The following is a 15821-nucleotide window of genomic DNA, read 5'->3' on the forward strand; positions in this document are numbered from 1 at the left end:
CGAGCCACTCCTGAGGCACCGCCGTCGGCATTCGACGGCTCTCCTCTCGACGGGCCGGCCTCGCGACGCGCGGCCCGCCGGGATCGCAGCGCCGGTGGCCGGCATGCAGATCGGCACGCGAGCGCTGATGCCACGGAGCTCAGGCCCGGCCGCAGCACGTCCCTGGGACGGGCCGCCGGCGTGTTCGGCGTCCTCGTCATCCTGCTCGTCACCGGAGCGCTGCTGTCCGGGATGATCGGCCAGCTCTACATCCCACCCGGCGAAGTGCTCGGCTCAGTGCTCCATGCCCTCGGCATCACCGTGCTGCCGGCACCGAGTCACGATTTCGGCACTGAGGCACTGTGGGAGGTCCGTTTCCCGCGCATCGTCCTGGCCCTCTTCGTCGGCGCGGCCCTGGCAGTCGCCGGGGCTGTCATGCAGGGGATCTTCGGCAACCCGCTGGCCGAACCGGGCACCATCGGAGTGTCCTCCGGCGCCGCGGTCGGCGCGGCCTTCGCATTCCTGCACGGGCTGAGCTTCCTCGGCGGATTCACCGTCCCGCTGCTGGCCTTCGTCTGCGGTCTCTTCACGACCATCCTGGTCTACGTGCTCTCCCGCTCCCAGGGCCGCACCGAAGTCGTCACCCTCATCCTCACCGGCGTCGCCGTCAACGCCGTGGCCGGCGCGCTCATCGCCTTCATCGTCTTCAAAGCACCCACCCAGGCCCGCGAGCAGATCGTGTTCTGGCAGATGGGCAGCTTCAACGGTAGCCGATGGGAACAGGTCGCCTTCGTCGTCCCGATCACCGTCATCGGCATCGCGCTGACGCTGTTCCTCACCCGCGGGCTCGACCTCCTCTCTCTGGGAGAGAAGGCCGCCCGCCACCTCGGCGTCGACGTCGAACGGCTGCGCCTGGCGGCGATGGCACTGGCCGCGCTGCTGGTGAGCGCGGCGGTCGCGTTCGTCGGCATCATCGCGTTCGTCGGGCTCGTCGTCCCCCACCTCATGCGCCTGATCCTGGGACCCGGTCACCGCGTCCTGCTGCCGGCCTGTGTGCTCGGCGGCGCGGTGCTCATGACCTTCGCCGATCTGGCCGCGCGCACGCTCATCGAGTTCGCCGATCTGCCGATCGGCATGCTCACCGCGCTCATCGGCGGGCCGTACTTCTTCTACCTGCTCAGACGCAGCCGCCGCGAGGCAGGAGGCTGGGCATGATCCGCACCCTGCGCACCTACCAGCCCGCCGACCCGGTGCCCGGCAGCACCGTGCTGACGGTCTCGGACGTCAGCGTGTCCTACGATGATCGCCGGGCGGTGCTCGACGGCATCGATCTGACGGTCCGGGCCGGTGAAGTCCTCGCCCTCGTCGGCCCGAACGGGGCCGGGAAGTCGACCCTGCTCGGCGTCATCACCGGTGACGTGGAGACCGCCTCCGGCGATGTCACCATCTGCAGTCAGCCGGCGCACGCCTGGAACGCCCGCGAACTCGCCATGCGCCGGGCGGTGCTGCTGCAACAGGTCGATGTCGCCTTCCCGTTCTCCGTGCTCGAGGTGGTGGAGATGGGGCGAGCCCCATGGCAGCGCACGAGCGCGGCCCGTGACGACGAGCGCATCGTCACCGCCGTGCTCGACCGGACGGAGACCACGCCGTTCGCCGCCCGCACCTTCACCTCGCTGTCCGGCGGTGAGCGGTCCCGAGTCGCCTTGGCCCGCGTGCTCGCCCAGGCGGCACCGATTCTGCTGCTCGACGAGCCGACGGCGGCGATGGACATCCGCCACCAGGAGCTCGTGCTCTCGACAGCCCGCCAGTACGCGGCGACCGGTTCGGCTGTCGTCGTCGTGCTGCACAGCCTCGATCTCGCCGGAGCGTATGCCGACCGCATCGCACTGCTGCACCAGGGCCGCATCACCGCCGACGGCACGCCCTGTGAGGTGCTGACTGCCGAGCGGATCTCAGTGGCCTACGACCACCCTGTCACCGTCTTCACCGACCCGGTCTCCGGTTCACCGCTTGTGGTGCCGGTCCGCCCGTCACGAAAGGACCTGCCATGAGCCGCAGCGCCCTGCCCGCCCTCCGAGTGAGGCGTCCCCTCCGTTCGATGCTCGCCGCCGCGTGCGCCGTGCTGCTGGCAGCCGGCCTGTCGCTTGCCGGCATCTTCCCCGCAGCAACCCCCGCCGAGGCGGCTGCGCGCGTGAGCGTGTCCGGCACCCCGAGTGCCGACGGCACTTCGACGCTCAAGCTCTCCGGCAGCGGGTTCCAGTCCGTGAAGAACGGCTTCGGCGGCATCTACGTGCTTTTCGGTGTCGTCGAAGGCACGTGGCAGCCGAGCAAGGGCGGCAAGACCGGCAAGAACCTGCGCTACGCCTACGACAACGAATCCAAACCCGAGGGCTTCCAGCTCTTCGTCACCTTCCCCGGCTCGAGCACCGCGTATGCCGCCAACGGCGGCACCCTCAACAGCGACGGCACCTGGAGCGGGACCATCAAGATCCCAGGCGCGAAGTTCACGTCCTACGACCGGCAGCGCAACCCGATCGACGTCGACTGCACACGGGAGCAGTGCGGCATCATCACGATCGGCGCCCACGGTGTCACCAACGCCAACAACGAATCGTTCACACCGGTCAACTTCCCTGCCGCCGGTGGGGAAGGAGGCGCCCACGGGCAGGCCGCAGCCCCGGCGGCTGGGAAGGAGGCTGAGCAGAATCCCGGCGGAGAACCGGCAGGGGCCGGCCCCTCGGCCGCGCCGGAGAACAGCGGCGGCAATGCTGAGCCGGCCGTAACCGCTCCAGCCGCTCCGGTCGTCCAGCCGCTGCTGACCTCGGATCAGGTTGAGCAGCTCAACGCCAACGGCAACCGCATCGTCCTCATCCTGCTCGCCGGCCTCGTCGTCGCTGTGAGTCTTATCGCCTTAGCCGTGGGAGTCGGCTCGTATATGGCAGCGAAGTCACTGCTCCTCGGCGTCAGCCCCGAAGCGCTCGAGCGGGTGCGCGCCCGACGAGCGAAGCGCGCCATCGCCGCGGAGCACAAACGCAAACGCCGCATCGCCTCCTACCGCGCACGGCAGGAGGCGCGCACTCGCAAGCGCGAACTCCACGCAGAAGCCACAGCCGCCCGGTCGGTCATCGACAGCTCAGCCGAGGACGTCCTCGCAGTCGATGCCGGGAACACAGCGGCCGCTGCTGAGGCACCCGTGGCTGGGCCGATGCGGTTCTTCGACACCATCGCCCCCTCCACGTCCCAGGCCGCAGAGCGCCAAACCGGAGGGTCCCCACTGCAGACCAGCACCGCCGGTGCCAGTGAAGCAGCGACTCTCGTCCTCGACCGCCCTGAGGGCAGTCCCGATCTCTCACCATCAGCCGAGCCGGACCCCGGCCGAACGAAAGGAACGGTGTGATGCGACGACTCACCCGCCTCCGCACCCAGCTGACCGCCTCGGCGGCGGCTCTGGCCCTGGCGCTGGCCCCCGCGCTGCTGCACAGCAGCGGGCAGCCCGCCCACGCCGCGAACTCTCCCGCCCCGGCAGAGACGAGCTCAAAGCTCAAAGTCACCGATGCCGTGTTCACGTGGGGGGTGAATAAGGAGTCGGGGTCGGGTGCGTACTATCCGGGGTCGTGTAACTTCCTCTCAGCTGGTGTGGCGGGCGATGCGGGCAAGGCTGCGCTGTGGCCGAACGATGAGAAGCTGTTCAAGCCCGCCGATGGGAATGTCAAGATCCTCCGGCCTGCCGGTGAGGGTAAGACGCAGCCGATCACCTGGGAGAACAAATGCCAGACAGCTGACGGTGCGAAGGTCGATACGCGGGGGACGTCTTCGGATAACTTCGTCCAGATCTCCGGTGGCACCGGCACCGTCGACACTGAAGCGGATACCGGCACGATCGAGTGGAAGGGCTCGTTTACGATCGTGTACTACTCCGGGTTCACCTACTGGTCTGTCAGTGATCCGAAGCTTGAGGTCACCAACGGCAAGGGAAAGATCACCGGCACATTCTCCGGGTACGGGGCTGATATGGATGACCTGAGCAAGTGGGAGAAGCTCGCCCCGCAGAAGGGCGTCATCGCTGACCTGTCGAACAGCCGGGTGGATCTGACGGAGAAGGGCTTCACCGTCACCCCGGACTATGCCGGGGTGGATTCGGGGCAGTCGGATCAGGATAAGAAGAAAGACGGGTGGGGATCCTTCCCCAAGAGCTGGGTCGATTTCAACGTCAAGACCGGCCAGCAGCAGTACTGGTACACCTCCGGCGGAGCCGCCGACCCCCGCAAACCCACCACACCCATCAGCGTCAGCTTCGACGGCACCACGATCATTCCGCCCGACGAGGGCACACCGCCCGGCGACGAGGACGGAGCAGATGATCCCAGCCCGCCGACGGCACCGCCGGAAGACGGCCCCGCAACAGGTAAGGCCACAATGTACTGGCCGGTCAACGCCGAGACGAGCGCGGCCGGCTTCGCCCCGGGCACCTGCAACTTCCTCTCTGCCGGAGTCTCCCCGGACAACGGCGGGGCGACCGTGTGGACGAAGCCGGGCAAGCTGTACAAGCCGGCCGACGGCGATGTGCGCATCGAGAAGCCAGATGCCTCCGGCACCTTCCACACCGCCACCTGGGAGAACAAGTGCATTGACCGCACCGGCAAACCGGTGACGACCAAGGACCCGAAATCCCAGCACGAATCCCGCGTCACAATCGGCAAGGGCACCGTGGATGCGAACGAAAAGGGCATCACAGCCAGCTGGAAGGGCGGCTTCACGATCGTGTTCTACTCCGGCATGACCTACTGGTCGATCTCGGACCCGCACCTGAAGGTCAGCGCCGACGGCACCGGTGAGCTCATCGGCACCGCATCCGGCTTCGGCGCCGATATGGATGACCTGAGCAAATGGGAGAAGATCACCCCGGAGACCATCACGCTGGCGACCTTCTCCGGCGTCGACGTGAAGAAGGCGATCGCCGAGGGCGGATTCACCGTCCAACCGGACTTCGCCGGCGTCAAGTACGCCGCTCCCAGCTCCGGCACCCCGCAGGACCGCTCGGTCGAGGGCTGGGGGTCGTTCCCGTCCAGCTGGGTCGACTTCAACCAGAAGACCGGCCAGCACTCCTACTGGTACACCTCCGGCGGCATCGCCGACGCCCGCAAACCGGCAGCCCCGCTGACCATCGCCCTGAGCGCGGACTACCAGCCGCCGGCATCGGACTACAGCACCAGCGCCAACACTGACGGCGGAGGCGGCACCACTCCTGGCGGCAGCAGGCAGCACGCGCCGCACGCACCCGGCGGGCCCGCCAGCGGTGCAGGCGGACCGAACGGGGCCGGGCCGAACGCCGCACCGGCTGCCGCAGCACAGACCGCGGATGACACCGCGTTCGCCGCTGCAGCAGCCGATGCCCGGAAGTCCAACGGCATCGCAGGCATCGGCTGGCGCGGCTGGGCGCTCGGCGGCGGCGTCGCCGGCACGGCCGTGGCCGCCACCTGGGGGCTGGGCTGGCTGCTGCGCCGCCGGATCGGCCTCGATCCCGGCACCTGGGTCTGAGCCCGGGCACCCGAATCCACAGCGACCCCTCAGCCTGTTTGCGCCCTGCTTCCCGGCGGCGCTGTCAGACTGACCACTGACGCAAGGAGACACCATGACCATGACGACACACGAGACCGACGCACCCCCATCCCTGTCCTTCTCCCAGCGGCTGCGCGAGGAGACGATGCGCCCGCACCGCGAGGCCGAATCCGAACCCTTCATCACCGACCTCATGGCCGGCCGGCTCGACCGCGGCGCCTACCAGGCGCTGCTCGAGCAGTACGCCGTGATCTATCCAACGCTCGAAGTCGTCGTCCGCGAACAGCCCGCCTCCTCGGTGCTCAGCTCCTTCGACCATCCCGGCCTGGCCCGCACAGCGGCGATCAACGCCGACCTCAACGTCCTGGCCGGCCCGGACCGCCTGCCGCCCGTCGCGCTGCCGGCCACCCGTGCCCTGACCGAGCGGATCAACTCCGGGCTGCCGGCCGAACGGCTGCTGGCCCACCACTACCTGCGCTACCTCGGTGACCTCTCCGGCGGGCTGGCGATCGGCCGGCTCGTCAGCCGCCACTACGGCATCGAACCCGAAGCACTGTCCATGTGGCGCTTCGAGGGAATCACCAAGCCGAAGGTCTTCAAGGACCGCTACCGCACGCTCCTCGATGACGCGCAGCTGAGCCCAGCCCAGCAGGACGCGCTCATCGACGAAGCCGCCACCGGCTACCGGCTCAACCAGGCGATCTTCGCCGAACTCGGCCTCACGCACACCGCCGCAGCCTGACCCGCACGCCGACCACCGCCTCGGGCCCGGCAGGCGACCCCCGCCTCGGGCCCGGGGCCGGCGCTAGGATTGCCGCATGACCCTGGGCATCGTGGCAGCCACCCTCGCAGCCGTCTTCCTCGGCGCGACCCTGCAGCGGCTCTCCGGCACCGGCGTGGGCCTTGTCGTCGCCCCGGTGCTCGCACTTCTCATGGGCCCAGCACTCGGGGTGTTCATGGCCAACGCCACGACGATGCTCTCCGGCACCATCATCATGCTCGCGGTCCTCCGCGACGTCGACTGGCGGCGCTACCTCATCTTCCTGCCCGCCGGGATCCTCGGCGCGATCCCGGCCGCCCTGCTCGTGCGCGAGCTCTCAGCCGCCTGGCTCAACATCGTCATCGGCCTCGTCGTGCTCGCAGCCCTTGCCCTGACCTTCGGCACACCACGCGTCCCGCACATCCGCTCCCGGTGGCTCACCGCCGCCGGCGGGGCGGCCGGGGCGTTCCTCAACACCTCGGCCGGGGTCGCCGCACCCGGAATGGTCATCTACGCGAAGTTCGCTCGCTGGTCGCAGCGCTCGTTCGCCGCCACGATGCAGCCGACGTTCGCGACCTTCGGGGCCCTGTCGGTCGGTTCGAAGCTCGCAGTCGGGGCGATGACGATCGACCAGCTGCCGCCGTGGTGGCTCTTCCCGGTCATCTTCGCCGCCGTGGGCCTGGGCATCATCGCCGGCGGGAAGCTCGCGAAGCTCGTAACCGCCGAGGCAGCCCGCAGGGTGGCGATCACGCTCGCCGGCGCCGGGGCTGCGGTCGCACTGGTACGCGGGCTCGTCATGCTCAGCTGACCCACCGTGCCCGAGGCGGTGGGCACCGGTGCGTGAAAGCCGCGAGGCGGGCAGACGATCCCTCGTCTGCCCGCCTCGCGTGCGGTCTCAGCTGAGTGCGGCTCAGATCTTCCGGTCGGGGTCGTCGAGCGCGTCGACGTCGACACCGCGCTTGCGCTGGGCGCTGCGGAAGCCCGTGCGCACGCGCTTGCGGTGCTCGCGGGCCCTGAGGCGGCGGGTCTTCTCGCGCTCGACCTGCTCAGGGGTGGGCTCGTGGTCGCGCAGACCGACCTGCAGGTCGGCGGGCACTTCGCTCATCGTGCCGACGGCGACCTTCGTCTTGTGCCGAAGGATCTCCAGGCGCACGATCTTCGACAGGAAGTACAGACCCAGCAGGTTCGGCACTGCCATGAGGAACAGGGTGGCATCGGAGAAGGCGACGACGCTGTCGAGCGAGACAGCCGAACCGACGACCACCGCGGCGACCCACACGAACTGGAAGATCTTCTCACCCACAACTGAGTTCTTCGTCAGGTAGCCGAGCGCCTTCTGGCCGTAATAGGCATAGGAGAGCACTGTCGAGAAGCCGAAGAGCACCACGGCAACGGTCAGCAGGTACGGGAACCAGGCAGAGACGGTGGCGAACGCCTGGCTCGTCAGGGCCACACCGGCGCCGGTCGAGCCGTCGCCGGCATCAGCCTGGTACAGGCCGGTGGTGATGATGGCCAGGGCGGTGAGCGTACAGATGATGACGGAGTCGACCAGCGGCTCCCACATCGCGGTGAAGCCCTCGGTGGCCGGCTCATCGGTCTTGACTGCTGCGTGGGCCATACCGGCGGTGCCGACACCGCCGACGTTGGAGAACAGCGCACGCTGGATGCCGACGATCGCCACGCCGACGATGCCGCCGGTCACGCCCTCCCCGGTGAACGCGCCTTCGATCATGAGCCAGAAGGCGTGCGGGATGTTGGTGATGTTCATCGCGAGGATGATGAGCACACATGCGGTGTAGAGGATCGCCATTGCCGGGGTGATCGCCGAGGTCCATTCGGCGATCTTCTTGATGCCGCCGATGATGACGAAGCCGGCCACGAGCGCCATGACGAGGCCGATGAGCCACAGCTTGTCGGCCAGGAAGCTGGAGTCACCGCCGGTGGAGTCGACGATGATCGCTGCGACCTGGTTGGCCTGGAACAGATTTCCAGCGCCGAACACGCCGATGAGGGTGGTGAGGGCGTAGAACACAGCGAGGAACTTGCCCAGCCGCGGCCAGCCGACCTCGGCCAGGCCCTCACGCAGGTAGTACATCGGCCCACCGGAGGTCTTGCCGTCGCCGGCGATCTGGCGATACTTCACCCCCAGGGTCGCCTCGGCCATCTTCATCGACATGGCCAGCAGGCCGAAGATGATGATCCACAGTGCCGCGCCCGGCCCGCCGATCGTGATCGCCACGGCCACACCGGCGATGTTGCCCAGCCCGACGGTGCCGGAGAGCTCGGTGGCCAAGGCCTGGAATGATGACACCTCGCCGGGGTCGGTCTTGCGGGTGAACTTGCCGCGGATGACCTTGAGGGAGTGCCCCAGTCCGGTGATCGGCTGGAAGCGCAGGAAGACCGTGAGGAAGATCGCTCCGACCATGAGCCAGATGACGATGATCGGCAGCTTGGCGCCGAAGATCGGGATCTCGTAGAAGACGATGTAGGACAGCCACTTCGCGAAGGGCGCGAAGATGCCGTCGATCACCTGGTCAACGGACGTGCCGGACTGTTCTGCCGCTCCGGCGAACAAGGACAGGGAAGCACTCATAGGGTTGCCTCAAGGCGCAGAGTAGACGTACGGCCAAAGGGTCGGTTCGGCTGCGGCGCCAGTGTGCAGAGTAACAACTCAGTCATTGCCAATCCAATGCTCAGAGTCAAAACGTCACCGCTTCGTGACGCGCCGCACCGGCCTGCCCGCCACCCGCAAGCCGCGCGGAGGATCGACGAATCTGGTGCCTCATCTGCGAAGATACTCTGCGAAAGCCGCCGCGATCGGGGCCATCGCGGCCTCCACCTCGGGTTCGGCGTTCGTGATCTCCGCGATCACCTGCTCGTGTGCCTTGCCGCACCACACCGGCATCGACACGTTCTGCCCCCAGCTGCGCGCCTGCGATCCAGTGGTCTCGGGATGGAACTGGGTGCCCCAGGCCTGACCGATCCGGAACGCCTGCACAGGCGCGTCGGTGCCGTCGACGAGGTGGACCGCGCCCGGCGGCAGCCCCATCTCCTCCTGGTGCCACAGGACCGCCGGCGCCGAGGCGGGCATCGCCGAGAACACCGGGTCGCCTGCGGCTTCGGGCCGGGCGGCGACGATGTACGCCCCAACCTGCGGGACGCGGCGCCGGCGCAGCTGCCCGCCGGTGGCGGCGGCGAGCAGCTCACCGCCCAAGCAGATGTTGAAGCTGGGGAAGGCGCCCTCGGCCGAGGCGGCGAGCAGGCTGCGCACGTGCGGGAACCACGGGTTGCCCTCGTCATCGAGCGGGCCGGCGGCTCCGCCGAGGACGATGAGGGCGTCGTAGTTTGCGCGCAGCGCTGCGGCATCGGCCGGCAGCGGCGGGCCGGGGTCGGCATGGCCGGGCCCGAGGTAGGGGCGGGCGACGATGAGCTCGGCACCGGCGTGTTCGAGCCAGTCGCCGAAGCGCCGCGCATCAGTGCCGGCTTCGTGTTCGATGACGAGGATCCGCGGTGACATGTCTCCACAGTAGCGGTGCGACCGCGCTCATATGCAGATATCGAGCTTAGACAATACTCCCCGGCCGCTGTCAGGGTGTGCAGACCGAACACCCCCTCATTCGGAGACCCATGCGCCGATCCCCCGCCCGCGGCTCCCGGCAGCCGGTGACCTTCGGGAAACCGGCTGCCGAGCCCACCGCATCGCCCCCGGCTCCCGTGACCGAGCAGTCCGTGCTGCAGACGTGGCGCGAGCTGGCCGGCATCGCCTGGCCGATCATGCTCTCAGGCCTGGTGACCCTGGTCATCAGCAGCAACGACTCGGTGCTGCTCGCCCACGCCTCCCCGCGGGTGCTCGCCTCCGTCATCGCGGCCAGTTCGATCCACGCGATCGCGGCGATGTCGGTCAGCGGTCTCGTCTCGGCCGCGCAGATCCTCATCTCCCGTGCCACCGGCGCCGGGCGCCGCGACCACGCCGCGCGCGCCTCAGAGGCCGCACTCTGGCTGGGCCTGTGGGCCGGGACGGCCGCCGCGGTGCTCGTCACCGCGATCGGCCCGCTCGTCCTCGCTGTACTCTCCGGTCCTGCCGTCGATGCCGGCTTCGCCCGCGCCTACCTCTTCATCACCGTGCTCGCGCTGCCGTTCACCGGCCTGACCGGGGCGATGCGCGCCCGCGTCTCCGGGCTGGGGGCGACCCGCGGCCTGCTCGTCGCCTCGATCACGGCCGCCGCCGTCGACGTCGCAGCCTCACTCATCCTCAATGCGCTCATCGGGCCCTTCGGCGTCGCTGTTGGCACCGTGCTCGGCACGGCCTCGGGTGCTGCGGTCTTCGCCGTCCTCATCGCCCGCAGCCGCCGGCCGGCCGGCGCTGGCCTGTTCGTACCGGCTCCGCGGCTGCGCAGCCTGCTCATCGCCCATCCTGCCCAGGTGCGGCACCTGCTCGGACTCGGCTGGCCCGAGGCGATCTTCTTCGCCGCCTCCGCCGGATCGGGGCTTGTCGTCACCTTCCTGCTCGCGCCCTTCTCCCCAACCGCGCTCTCGGCCTCCCGGTTCTTGGAGATCGCCGCCTCGATGGTCGTGTTCACGATCCTCGTGAGCATCTCGACGGCCTCGCTGACCCTGCTCGGCCGGGCTGCCGGAGCCGAGGCGCCGGACCAGTGGGCGATGGTGTGGCGCCGCACCGCGGCATTCACGCTCACGATCGCCGCGCTCATCACCGTCACCGGACCGCTCATCCTGCCGCCGCTGCTGCGCGTCATCGCCGGTGAGGAGATCGCCGCAGCCGCACAGACTGTTGTGTGGCTGGCATTCGCCCAGACCCTGTTCATGGCGCTGCAGGTCGCGCTCGTCGCCGGGCTGCGCTCGCTCAAGGACACCCGCGGCCCGATGCTCGCCGGGCTCATCGCCGAGTACGTCGTCTTCCTGCCGCTGGGCTGGTACCTCACCCGTCATCTCGAACTCGAGCTGCTCGGCGTGTTCCTCACCCACATCGCCTACTGGCTGGCCGCACTGGCCGTCTGCAGCAGCCGGCTGCGCCCGGCCTTCCGCCGCTGGCAGGCCGAGCTCACCGCCGGCACTCCCCCTCCCCTATCGAAAGGACCCTGATACATCCCCGCCTCACCACCGCCTCGGCGACGGCCCTCACCACTGCAGCGGCGATCGCGCTGCTCGCCGCATGCGCACCGAGCACACCTGAAGCGGATGCGGCCAGCGCCGGCAGCGACGAGGGCTTCCCGGCCACCGTCGAGAACTGCGGGCGCAGCGTGACCATCGCCGAGCGCCCGGAGAAGATCGTCGCCTTCGACGGAGCTGCCGAGACGCTCTTCGCCCTCGGTGCCGGAGACCAGGTCACAGGCTACTTCGGTGCTGCCCCGGCCGATCTGCCCGCGGATCTCGCCGGCGAGGCCGAGCAGACCGAGCACCTCGGCGGGACCTTCCCGTTCCCGGCTGCCGAGGCGGTGCTCGAGCAGGAACCCGATCTCATCGTCGCCTACGGCTTCAACGATGAGGGCGGCGGGCTGCACAAGCGCCTCGACACGCTCGACATCCCGTACCTCAACCTCTCGGAGGCCTGCCAGGACGACCCGGACGGCACCATCGACGGCTACCTCGATGACGTGCGCACGATCGGGAAGGGGATCGGCGATCCGGCAGCCGGTGACCGGCTGGCCGATGAATGGCAGGCAAGCCTCGACGCGCTGCCCCAGCCAGCCGCCGGCGAGAAGCCGACTGCGGTCGTCAACGGCAATCAGGATCCGAGCAAGCCGTTCGTCTCCGGAGCCGGCAGCTTCGCCAGCGACCTACTCACCCGCGCCGGGCTCGCCAACGCCTATGCCGATGAGTCCGCCGCCTTCGCGTCTCCGTCCTGGGAGGATGTCGCCGAACGCAACCCCGACGTGCTGTTCTCCGCAGGCGGCGGAGGCGATGAGGCCCGCGATGCGCTGCGTGATCACCTGAAGTCGAATCCCGCGCTGGCGCAGATGACCGCCGCGCGCACCGACGGCCGGGTCGTCACTCTCGACTATGCGCGCAACGTCCCCGGCCCGCAGGCGATCGACGGCATCAAGCAGATGGCCGAGGTCGCACAGACGATCGCCGAAGGTGAGGGCCAGGACAGCTGAGGATGCTGCGCAGCCCATCTGAGAGCGCTGCCGGCCGCAGCGCCGGGCAGCCGAGCGCCGGCGTGCGCCTGCCCGGCCGACGCACGGACCTCCTGACGGCCGGTCTTGTGACGGCGATGGCGCTCGCGGCAGTCGCCGGGCTCGGCGCCTCGGGCATGGCCGGCTCCGGTGACAGGGGCCTGCTGGAGGTGCTCGACATCGCCTACCGGCGGGCGTGGGGGCCGGAGTTCGTTGCTGCCGGTGACATGCTCGTCGCTGAGCTGCGTCTGCCCCGCGGGGTCCTCGCGGTCATCATCGGGGCGTCACTGGGGCTGGTCGGCTGTGTGCTGCAGGCGGTGGTGCGCAATCCGCTGGCGGACTCCTCGATCCTCGGCGGCACCTCAGGGGCCGCGCTCGGGGCGGTCGGCGTCATCGCCTTAGCCCCGGGTGCCGCCCTGGCAGCGGTGATCCCCGTGGGTGCCTTCGCCGGGGCTGGGATCGGCTTCGCACTCACGATCGCACTCGCCTCCGCGCGCGGTCCGGCCTCCCCGCTCAAGCTCGTGCTCGCCGGGATGGCGGTGTCGTTCCTACTCTCGGCGCTGACCGACTTCGTCATCATCGCCGCAGGTGACGACCGCAAGCTGCGCTCAGCGATCTTCTGGCAGCTCGGTTCGGTCGCCGGCGCGCAGTGGCAGGACATGCTGCTGCCGGTACTCGTTCTCACCTGCGGGATCGTATGGCTGCTCGTACGCGCCCGCCGCCTCGACACACTGGCCTTCGGCGACCACACCGCCCACGCGCTGGGCACCCATCCGGGCTGGCTGCGCGCCGAGCTCATCACCGTCTGCGCGCTCATCGTCGGCGTCGGTGTCGCTGCCGCCGGTGGCATCGGGTTCGTCTCACTCGTCATCCCGCATGCGGTCAGGCTCATCGTCGGCACCGCGCACCGCCGGCTGCTGCCGGCTGCCGCAGCGACCGGCGGAGCATTCCTCGTGTGGGCCGATGTCGCCTCGCGGGTCATCATCCCGCCCTCGGAGATCCCGCTGGGCGTCATCACCGCGATCATCGGCTCCTGTGTCTTCGCCGTGCTCATGATCACCCGGATGCGGGGCACGCTGTGAGGCCCCGCGCGAGAACCGCCTCGGGACCGGAGCCCGAGGCGGCGGCACCGGCCCGACAGCCAGGTCACCCCTGTGCGCTCACCGTCAGTCAGGTGAGCGTGTCGGCTGGCCGGACGCTGCTCGTGCGCGAGGCGAGCTTCCGCGCGGAACCCGGTGAGGTGACCGTGCTCATCGGCCCGAACGGTTCGGGCAAATCGACGCTGCTCGGCAGCGTGTTCGGGGCGCGGACGTTCTCCGGGGAGATCCGGCTCGGGGACAACCGGCTGGCGGAGCTCTCCAGACTCGAGCGAGTCAGGCGCATCGGCGTTCTGACCCAGGAGCAGGGCGCGGCGCTCGGCACCCGGGTGGCCGAAGCCGTCGAGCTTGGGCGCACGGCGCTGCAGGGACCGTTCGGCCGGCTGAGGCCTCAGGACAGCGAGCATGTCGCCGCGGCTATGGACCAGGCGGCCGTCACCCACCTGGCGGCGCGCGACCTGTCCACTCTCTCGGGAGGTGAGCGGCAGCGCACGCACCTGGCGCGGGTGCTCGCCCAGGACACCGAGCTCATCATCATGGATGAGCCGACCAACCATCTCGACATCGGCCACCAGCGCTCGATCCTGCGGCTGCTCACAGCGCTGGCCCGTGAGCACGGCCGCACTGTCCTCGTCGCTCTGCACGATCTCACGGCGGCCGCGCAGTTCGGCGATCGCGTCGTGCTGCTGGCTGGCGGGCAGGTGCAGGCTACCGGCCGGCCGCGACAGGTGCTGACTCCTGAGGTGATTGCCGCGCACTTCGACGTCGACGCGCAGTGGATCGAAGTGGCCGGCGCCCAACGGCTCATCATCGACTGACGGCACACGTCATCGGCTGCGAACGCACGACCGCGGGGCTCCCCTCCCGGTGGAGGAGAGCCCCGCAGGCTCAGCTCTGTGCTGTGCCGCTGAGGTCAGTCAGCGACGAAGTACATGCGCTTGTTGACGAACTCGTCCATGCCCAGCGGGCCGAGCTCGCGGCCGAAGCCGGAGCGCTTGACGCCGCCGAAGGGCACCTCGGCGCCCTCACCGGCAGGCGTGTTGACATTCGACATGCCGACATCGAGCTGCTGGGCGATCTTCTCCGCCCGGGCCGTGTCCTTCGAGAACACCGCACCGCCGAGGCCGAAGTCGGTGTCGTTGGCCAGCGTGAGCGCCTCCTCATCGGACGACACCCTGTACACGACGGCCACCGGCCCGAAGAGCTCCTCGCGGTAGGCCTCCATGTCGCTGGTGACGTCGGTGATGACGGTCGGAGCGTAGTAGGCGCCGTCGCCGCGTGTGCCGCCGGCGCGCAGCGTCGCGCCGTCCTTGACGGCCTGCTGGACCTGTTCGTCGAGGCGGTCGGCGGCCTCGGCGGAGGACAGCGGGGTGTAGGTGGTGGCGTAGTCATCGCCGGGCCCGCCGGGGGTCATGCCTTCGGCGAGCTGGGTGAGTTCGGCGACGAACTCGTCGTAGATGTCGTCCATGACGATCATCCGCTTGTTCGAGTTGCAGGCCTGGCCGGTGTTGTACATCCGGGTCTCCCAGGCGGTCTTCGCCGCTTCCTTGACGTCATCGGTGTCGAGGATGACGTACGGGTCGGAGCCGCCGAGTTCGAGCACGGCCTTCTTCAGGTGCTTGCCGGCCAGCGCACCGACGACGGAGCCGGCGCGTTCGGAGCCGGTGAGCGAGACGCCCTGCACGCGCGGGTCGGCGATGATCTCGGCGATCTGGTCGTGGCTGGCGAAGAGGTTGTTGTACACCCCGGCCGGCACACCGGCGTCGTCCATGATCTGCTGGATCGCCTGCGCTGAGCGCGGGCAGATCTCAGCGTGCTTGAGGATGATGGTGTTGCCGAGCATGAGGTTGGGTGCGGCGAAGCGGGCGACCTGGTAGTAGGGGAAGTTCCACGGCATGATGCCCAGCAGCACGCCGATCGGGCGGCGTTCGATGAATGCCCGGCCCTGTGAGAACGTCGTGATCTCCTCATCGGCGGCAAGCTGCGGGCCGTGCTCGGCGAAGTACTCGAAGATCGCCGTGCAGTATTCGGCCTCCTCCTCGCCTTCGGGCAGCGGCTTGCCCATCTCCTCGGCGATGATCTGGGCGAGTGCGTCCTTGCGTTCGGTGAACAGGTTCGCCACCCGCGAGACGATCTCGCCGCGCTCTTCGATCGTCATCTCCCGCCACGACTGGTAGGCGGTGTGGGCGCGGTCGAGGGCGGCATCGACATCGGCGTGGCTGGCGGTGTCGTAGGTCTCGACGATCTCGCCGGTGGCGGGGTTCTGCACGCGGTATCCTGCGCTGCTCATGG

General features: G+C 69.2%; 13 protein-coding genes. 10 read left to right on the top strand and 3 right to left on the bottom strand.

Translation table 11 applies throughout. From position 1 onward, the window contains the following. Positions 1–162: 162 nt before the first annotated feature. From ACFFN1_RS00250 to ACFFN1_RS00275, 6 genes are all read left to right on the top strand, one after another. On the top strand, positions 163–1194 hold the full coding sequence (locus ACFFN1_RS00250; RefSeq protein ID WP_376837606.1) for a FecCD family ABC transporter permease: 1032 nt from the start codon (positions 163–165) through the stop codon (positions 1192–1194). Then, positions 1191–2030 carry a heme ABC transporter ATP-binding protein gene (locus ACFFN1_RS00255; RefSeq protein WP_376837516.1) on the top strand — a complete coding sequence of 280 codons (840 nt, stop codon included), beginning with the start codon at positions 1191–1193 and terminating at the stop codon, positions 2028–2030. The genes ACFFN1_RS00250 and ACFFN1_RS00255 overlap by 4 nt, the downstream gene beginning before the upstream one ends. Continuing rightward, positions 2027–3376 (top strand): hypothetical protein, encoded by a 1350-nt coding sequence (locus ACFFN1_RS00260; protein ID WP_376837518.1) that lies wholly within the window; start codon positions 2027–2029, stop codon positions 3374–3376. Before ACFFN1_RS00255 ends, ACFFN1_RS00260 begins: the two co-directional genes overlap by 4 nt. After that, positions 3376–5517, top strand: coding sequence for a hypothetical protein (locus tag ACFFN1_RS00265; RefSeq protein WP_376837520.1), 2142 nt, complete (start codon positions 3376–3378; stop codon positions 5515–5517). The genes ACFFN1_RS00260 and ACFFN1_RS00265 overlap by 1 nt, the downstream gene beginning before the upstream one ends. A 94-nt stretch (positions 5518–5611) precedes the next feature. Then, positions 5612–6280 (top strand): biliverdin-producing heme oxygenase, encoded by a 669-nt coding sequence (locus tag ACFFN1_RS00270; RefSeq protein WP_376837522.1) that lies wholly within the window; start codon positions 5612–5614, stop codon positions 6278–6280. Positions 6281–6356: 76 nt separating this feature from the next. Continuing rightward, positions 6357–7106 (top strand): TSUP family transporter, encoded by a 750-nt coding sequence (locus tag ACFFN1_RS00275; protein ID WP_376837524.1) that lies wholly within the window; start codon positions 6357–6359, stop codon positions 7104–7106. A 102-nt stretch (positions 7107–7208) separates the two neighbouring features. On the opposite strand, the gene ACFFN1_RS00280 is transcribed toward ACFFN1_RS00275, so the two are convergent. Together ACFFN1_RS00280 and ACFFN1_RS00285 are read right to left on the bottom strand one after the other, a co-directional pair. Beyond that, on the bottom strand, positions 7209–8891 hold the full coding sequence (locus tag ACFFN1_RS00280) for an alanine/glycine:cation symporter family protein (protein WP_376837526.1): 1683 nt from the start codon (positions 8889–8891) through the stop codon (positions 7209–7211). 189 nt (positions 8892–9080) lie between these two features. Beyond that, positions 9081–9815: a type 1 glutamine amidotransferase gene (locus tag ACFFN1_RS00285; RefSeq protein WP_376837528.1), complete on the bottom strand. Its 735-nt coding sequence runs from the start codon at positions 9813–9815 to the stop codon at positions 9081–9083. Between the two features lie 110 nt (positions 9816–9925). On the opposite strand from ACFFN1_RS00285, the gene ACFFN1_RS00290 reads away from it, so the two are divergent. From ACFFN1_RS00290 to ACFFN1_RS00305, 4 genes are all read left to right on the top strand, one after another. Continuing rightward, positions 9926–11398, top strand: coding sequence for an MATE family efflux transporter (locus ACFFN1_RS00290; protein WP_376837530.1), 1473 nt, complete (start codon positions 9926–9928; stop codon positions 11396–11398). 158 nt (positions 11399–11556) lie between these two features. Then, the gene (locus ACFFN1_RS00295; protein ID WP_376837532.1) at positions 11557–12414 is read left to right on the top strand and encodes an ABC transporter substrate-binding protein; all 858 of its coding nucleotides are present in this window, start codon (positions 11557–11559) and stop codon (positions 12412–12414) included. 2 nt (positions 12415–12416) lie between these two features. Further along, positions 12417–13514, top strand: a complete 1098-nt coding sequence (locus tag ACFFN1_RS00300; protein ID WP_376837534.1) for a FecCD family ABC transporter permease — start codon at positions 12417–12419, stop codon at positions 13512–13514. Between the two features lie 92 nt (positions 13515–13606). Then, on the top strand, positions 13607–14347 hold the full coding sequence (locus tag ACFFN1_RS00305) for an ABC transporter ATP-binding protein (protein ID WP_376837536.1): 741 nt from the start codon (positions 13607–13609) through the stop codon (positions 14345–14347). A gap of 95 nt (positions 14348–14442) precedes the next feature. Here the strand turns inward: ACFFN1_RS00305 and ACFFN1_RS00310 are convergent, their stop codons facing one another. Continuing rightward, on the bottom strand, positions 14443–15819 hold the full coding sequence (locus ACFFN1_RS00310; RefSeq protein WP_376837538.1) for an NAD-dependent succinate-semialdehyde dehydrogenase: 1377 nt from the start codon (positions 15817–15819) through the stop codon (positions 14443–14445). Between the last annotated feature and the right edge of the window lie 2 nt (positions 15820–15821).

The sequence above is a fragment of the Brevibacterium otitidis genome (assembly GCF_042429315.1).
GTDB classification, from domain to species: Bacteria; Actinomycetota; Actinomycetes; order Actinomycetales; family Brevibacteriaceae; genus Brevibacterium; species Brevibacterium otitidis.

Bases quoted from the DNA above. Each gene is read 5' to 3' on its own strand.
- ACFFN1_RS00255 (WP_376837516.1), top strand. From the start codon at position 1,191: ATGATCCGCACCCTGCGCACCTACCAGCCCGCCGACCCGGTGCCCGGC.
- ACFFN1_RS00260 (WP_376837518.1), top strand. From the start codon at position 2,027: ATGAGCCGCAGCGCCCTGCCCGCCCTCCGAGTGAGGCGTCCCCTCCGT.
- ACFFN1_RS00265 (WP_376837520.1), top strand. From the start codon at position 3,376: ATGCGACGACTCACCCGCCTCCGCACCCAGCTGACCGCCTCGGCGGCG.
- ACFFN1_RS00270 (WP_376837522.1), top strand. From the start codon at position 5,612: ATGACCATGACGACACACGAGACCGACGCACCCCCATCCCTGTCCTTC.
- ACFFN1_RS00275 (WP_376837524.1), top strand. From the start codon at position 6,357: ATGACCCTGGGCATCGTGGCAGCCACCCTCGCAGCCGTCTTCCTCGGC.
- ACFFN1_RS00280 (WP_376837526.1), bottom strand. From the start codon at position 8,891: ATGAGTGCTTCCCTGTCCTTGTTCGCCGGAGCGGCAGAACAGTCCGGC.
- ACFFN1_RS00285 (WP_376837528.1), bottom strand. From the start codon at position 9,815: ATGTCACCGCGGATCCTCGTCATCGAACACGAAGCCGGCACTGATGCG.
- ACFFN1_RS00290 (WP_376837530.1), top strand. From the start codon at position 9,926: ATGCGCCGATCCCCCGCCCGCGGCTCCCGGCAGCCGGTGACCTTCGGG.
- ACFFN1_RS00300 (WP_376837534.1), top strand. From the start codon at position 12,417: ATGCTGCGCAGCCCATCTGAGAGCGCTGCCGGCCGCAGCGCCGGGCAG.
- ACFFN1_RS00310 (WP_376837538.1), bottom strand. From the start codon at position 15,819: ATGAGCAGCGCAGGATACCGCGTGCAGAACCCCGCCACCGGCGAGATC.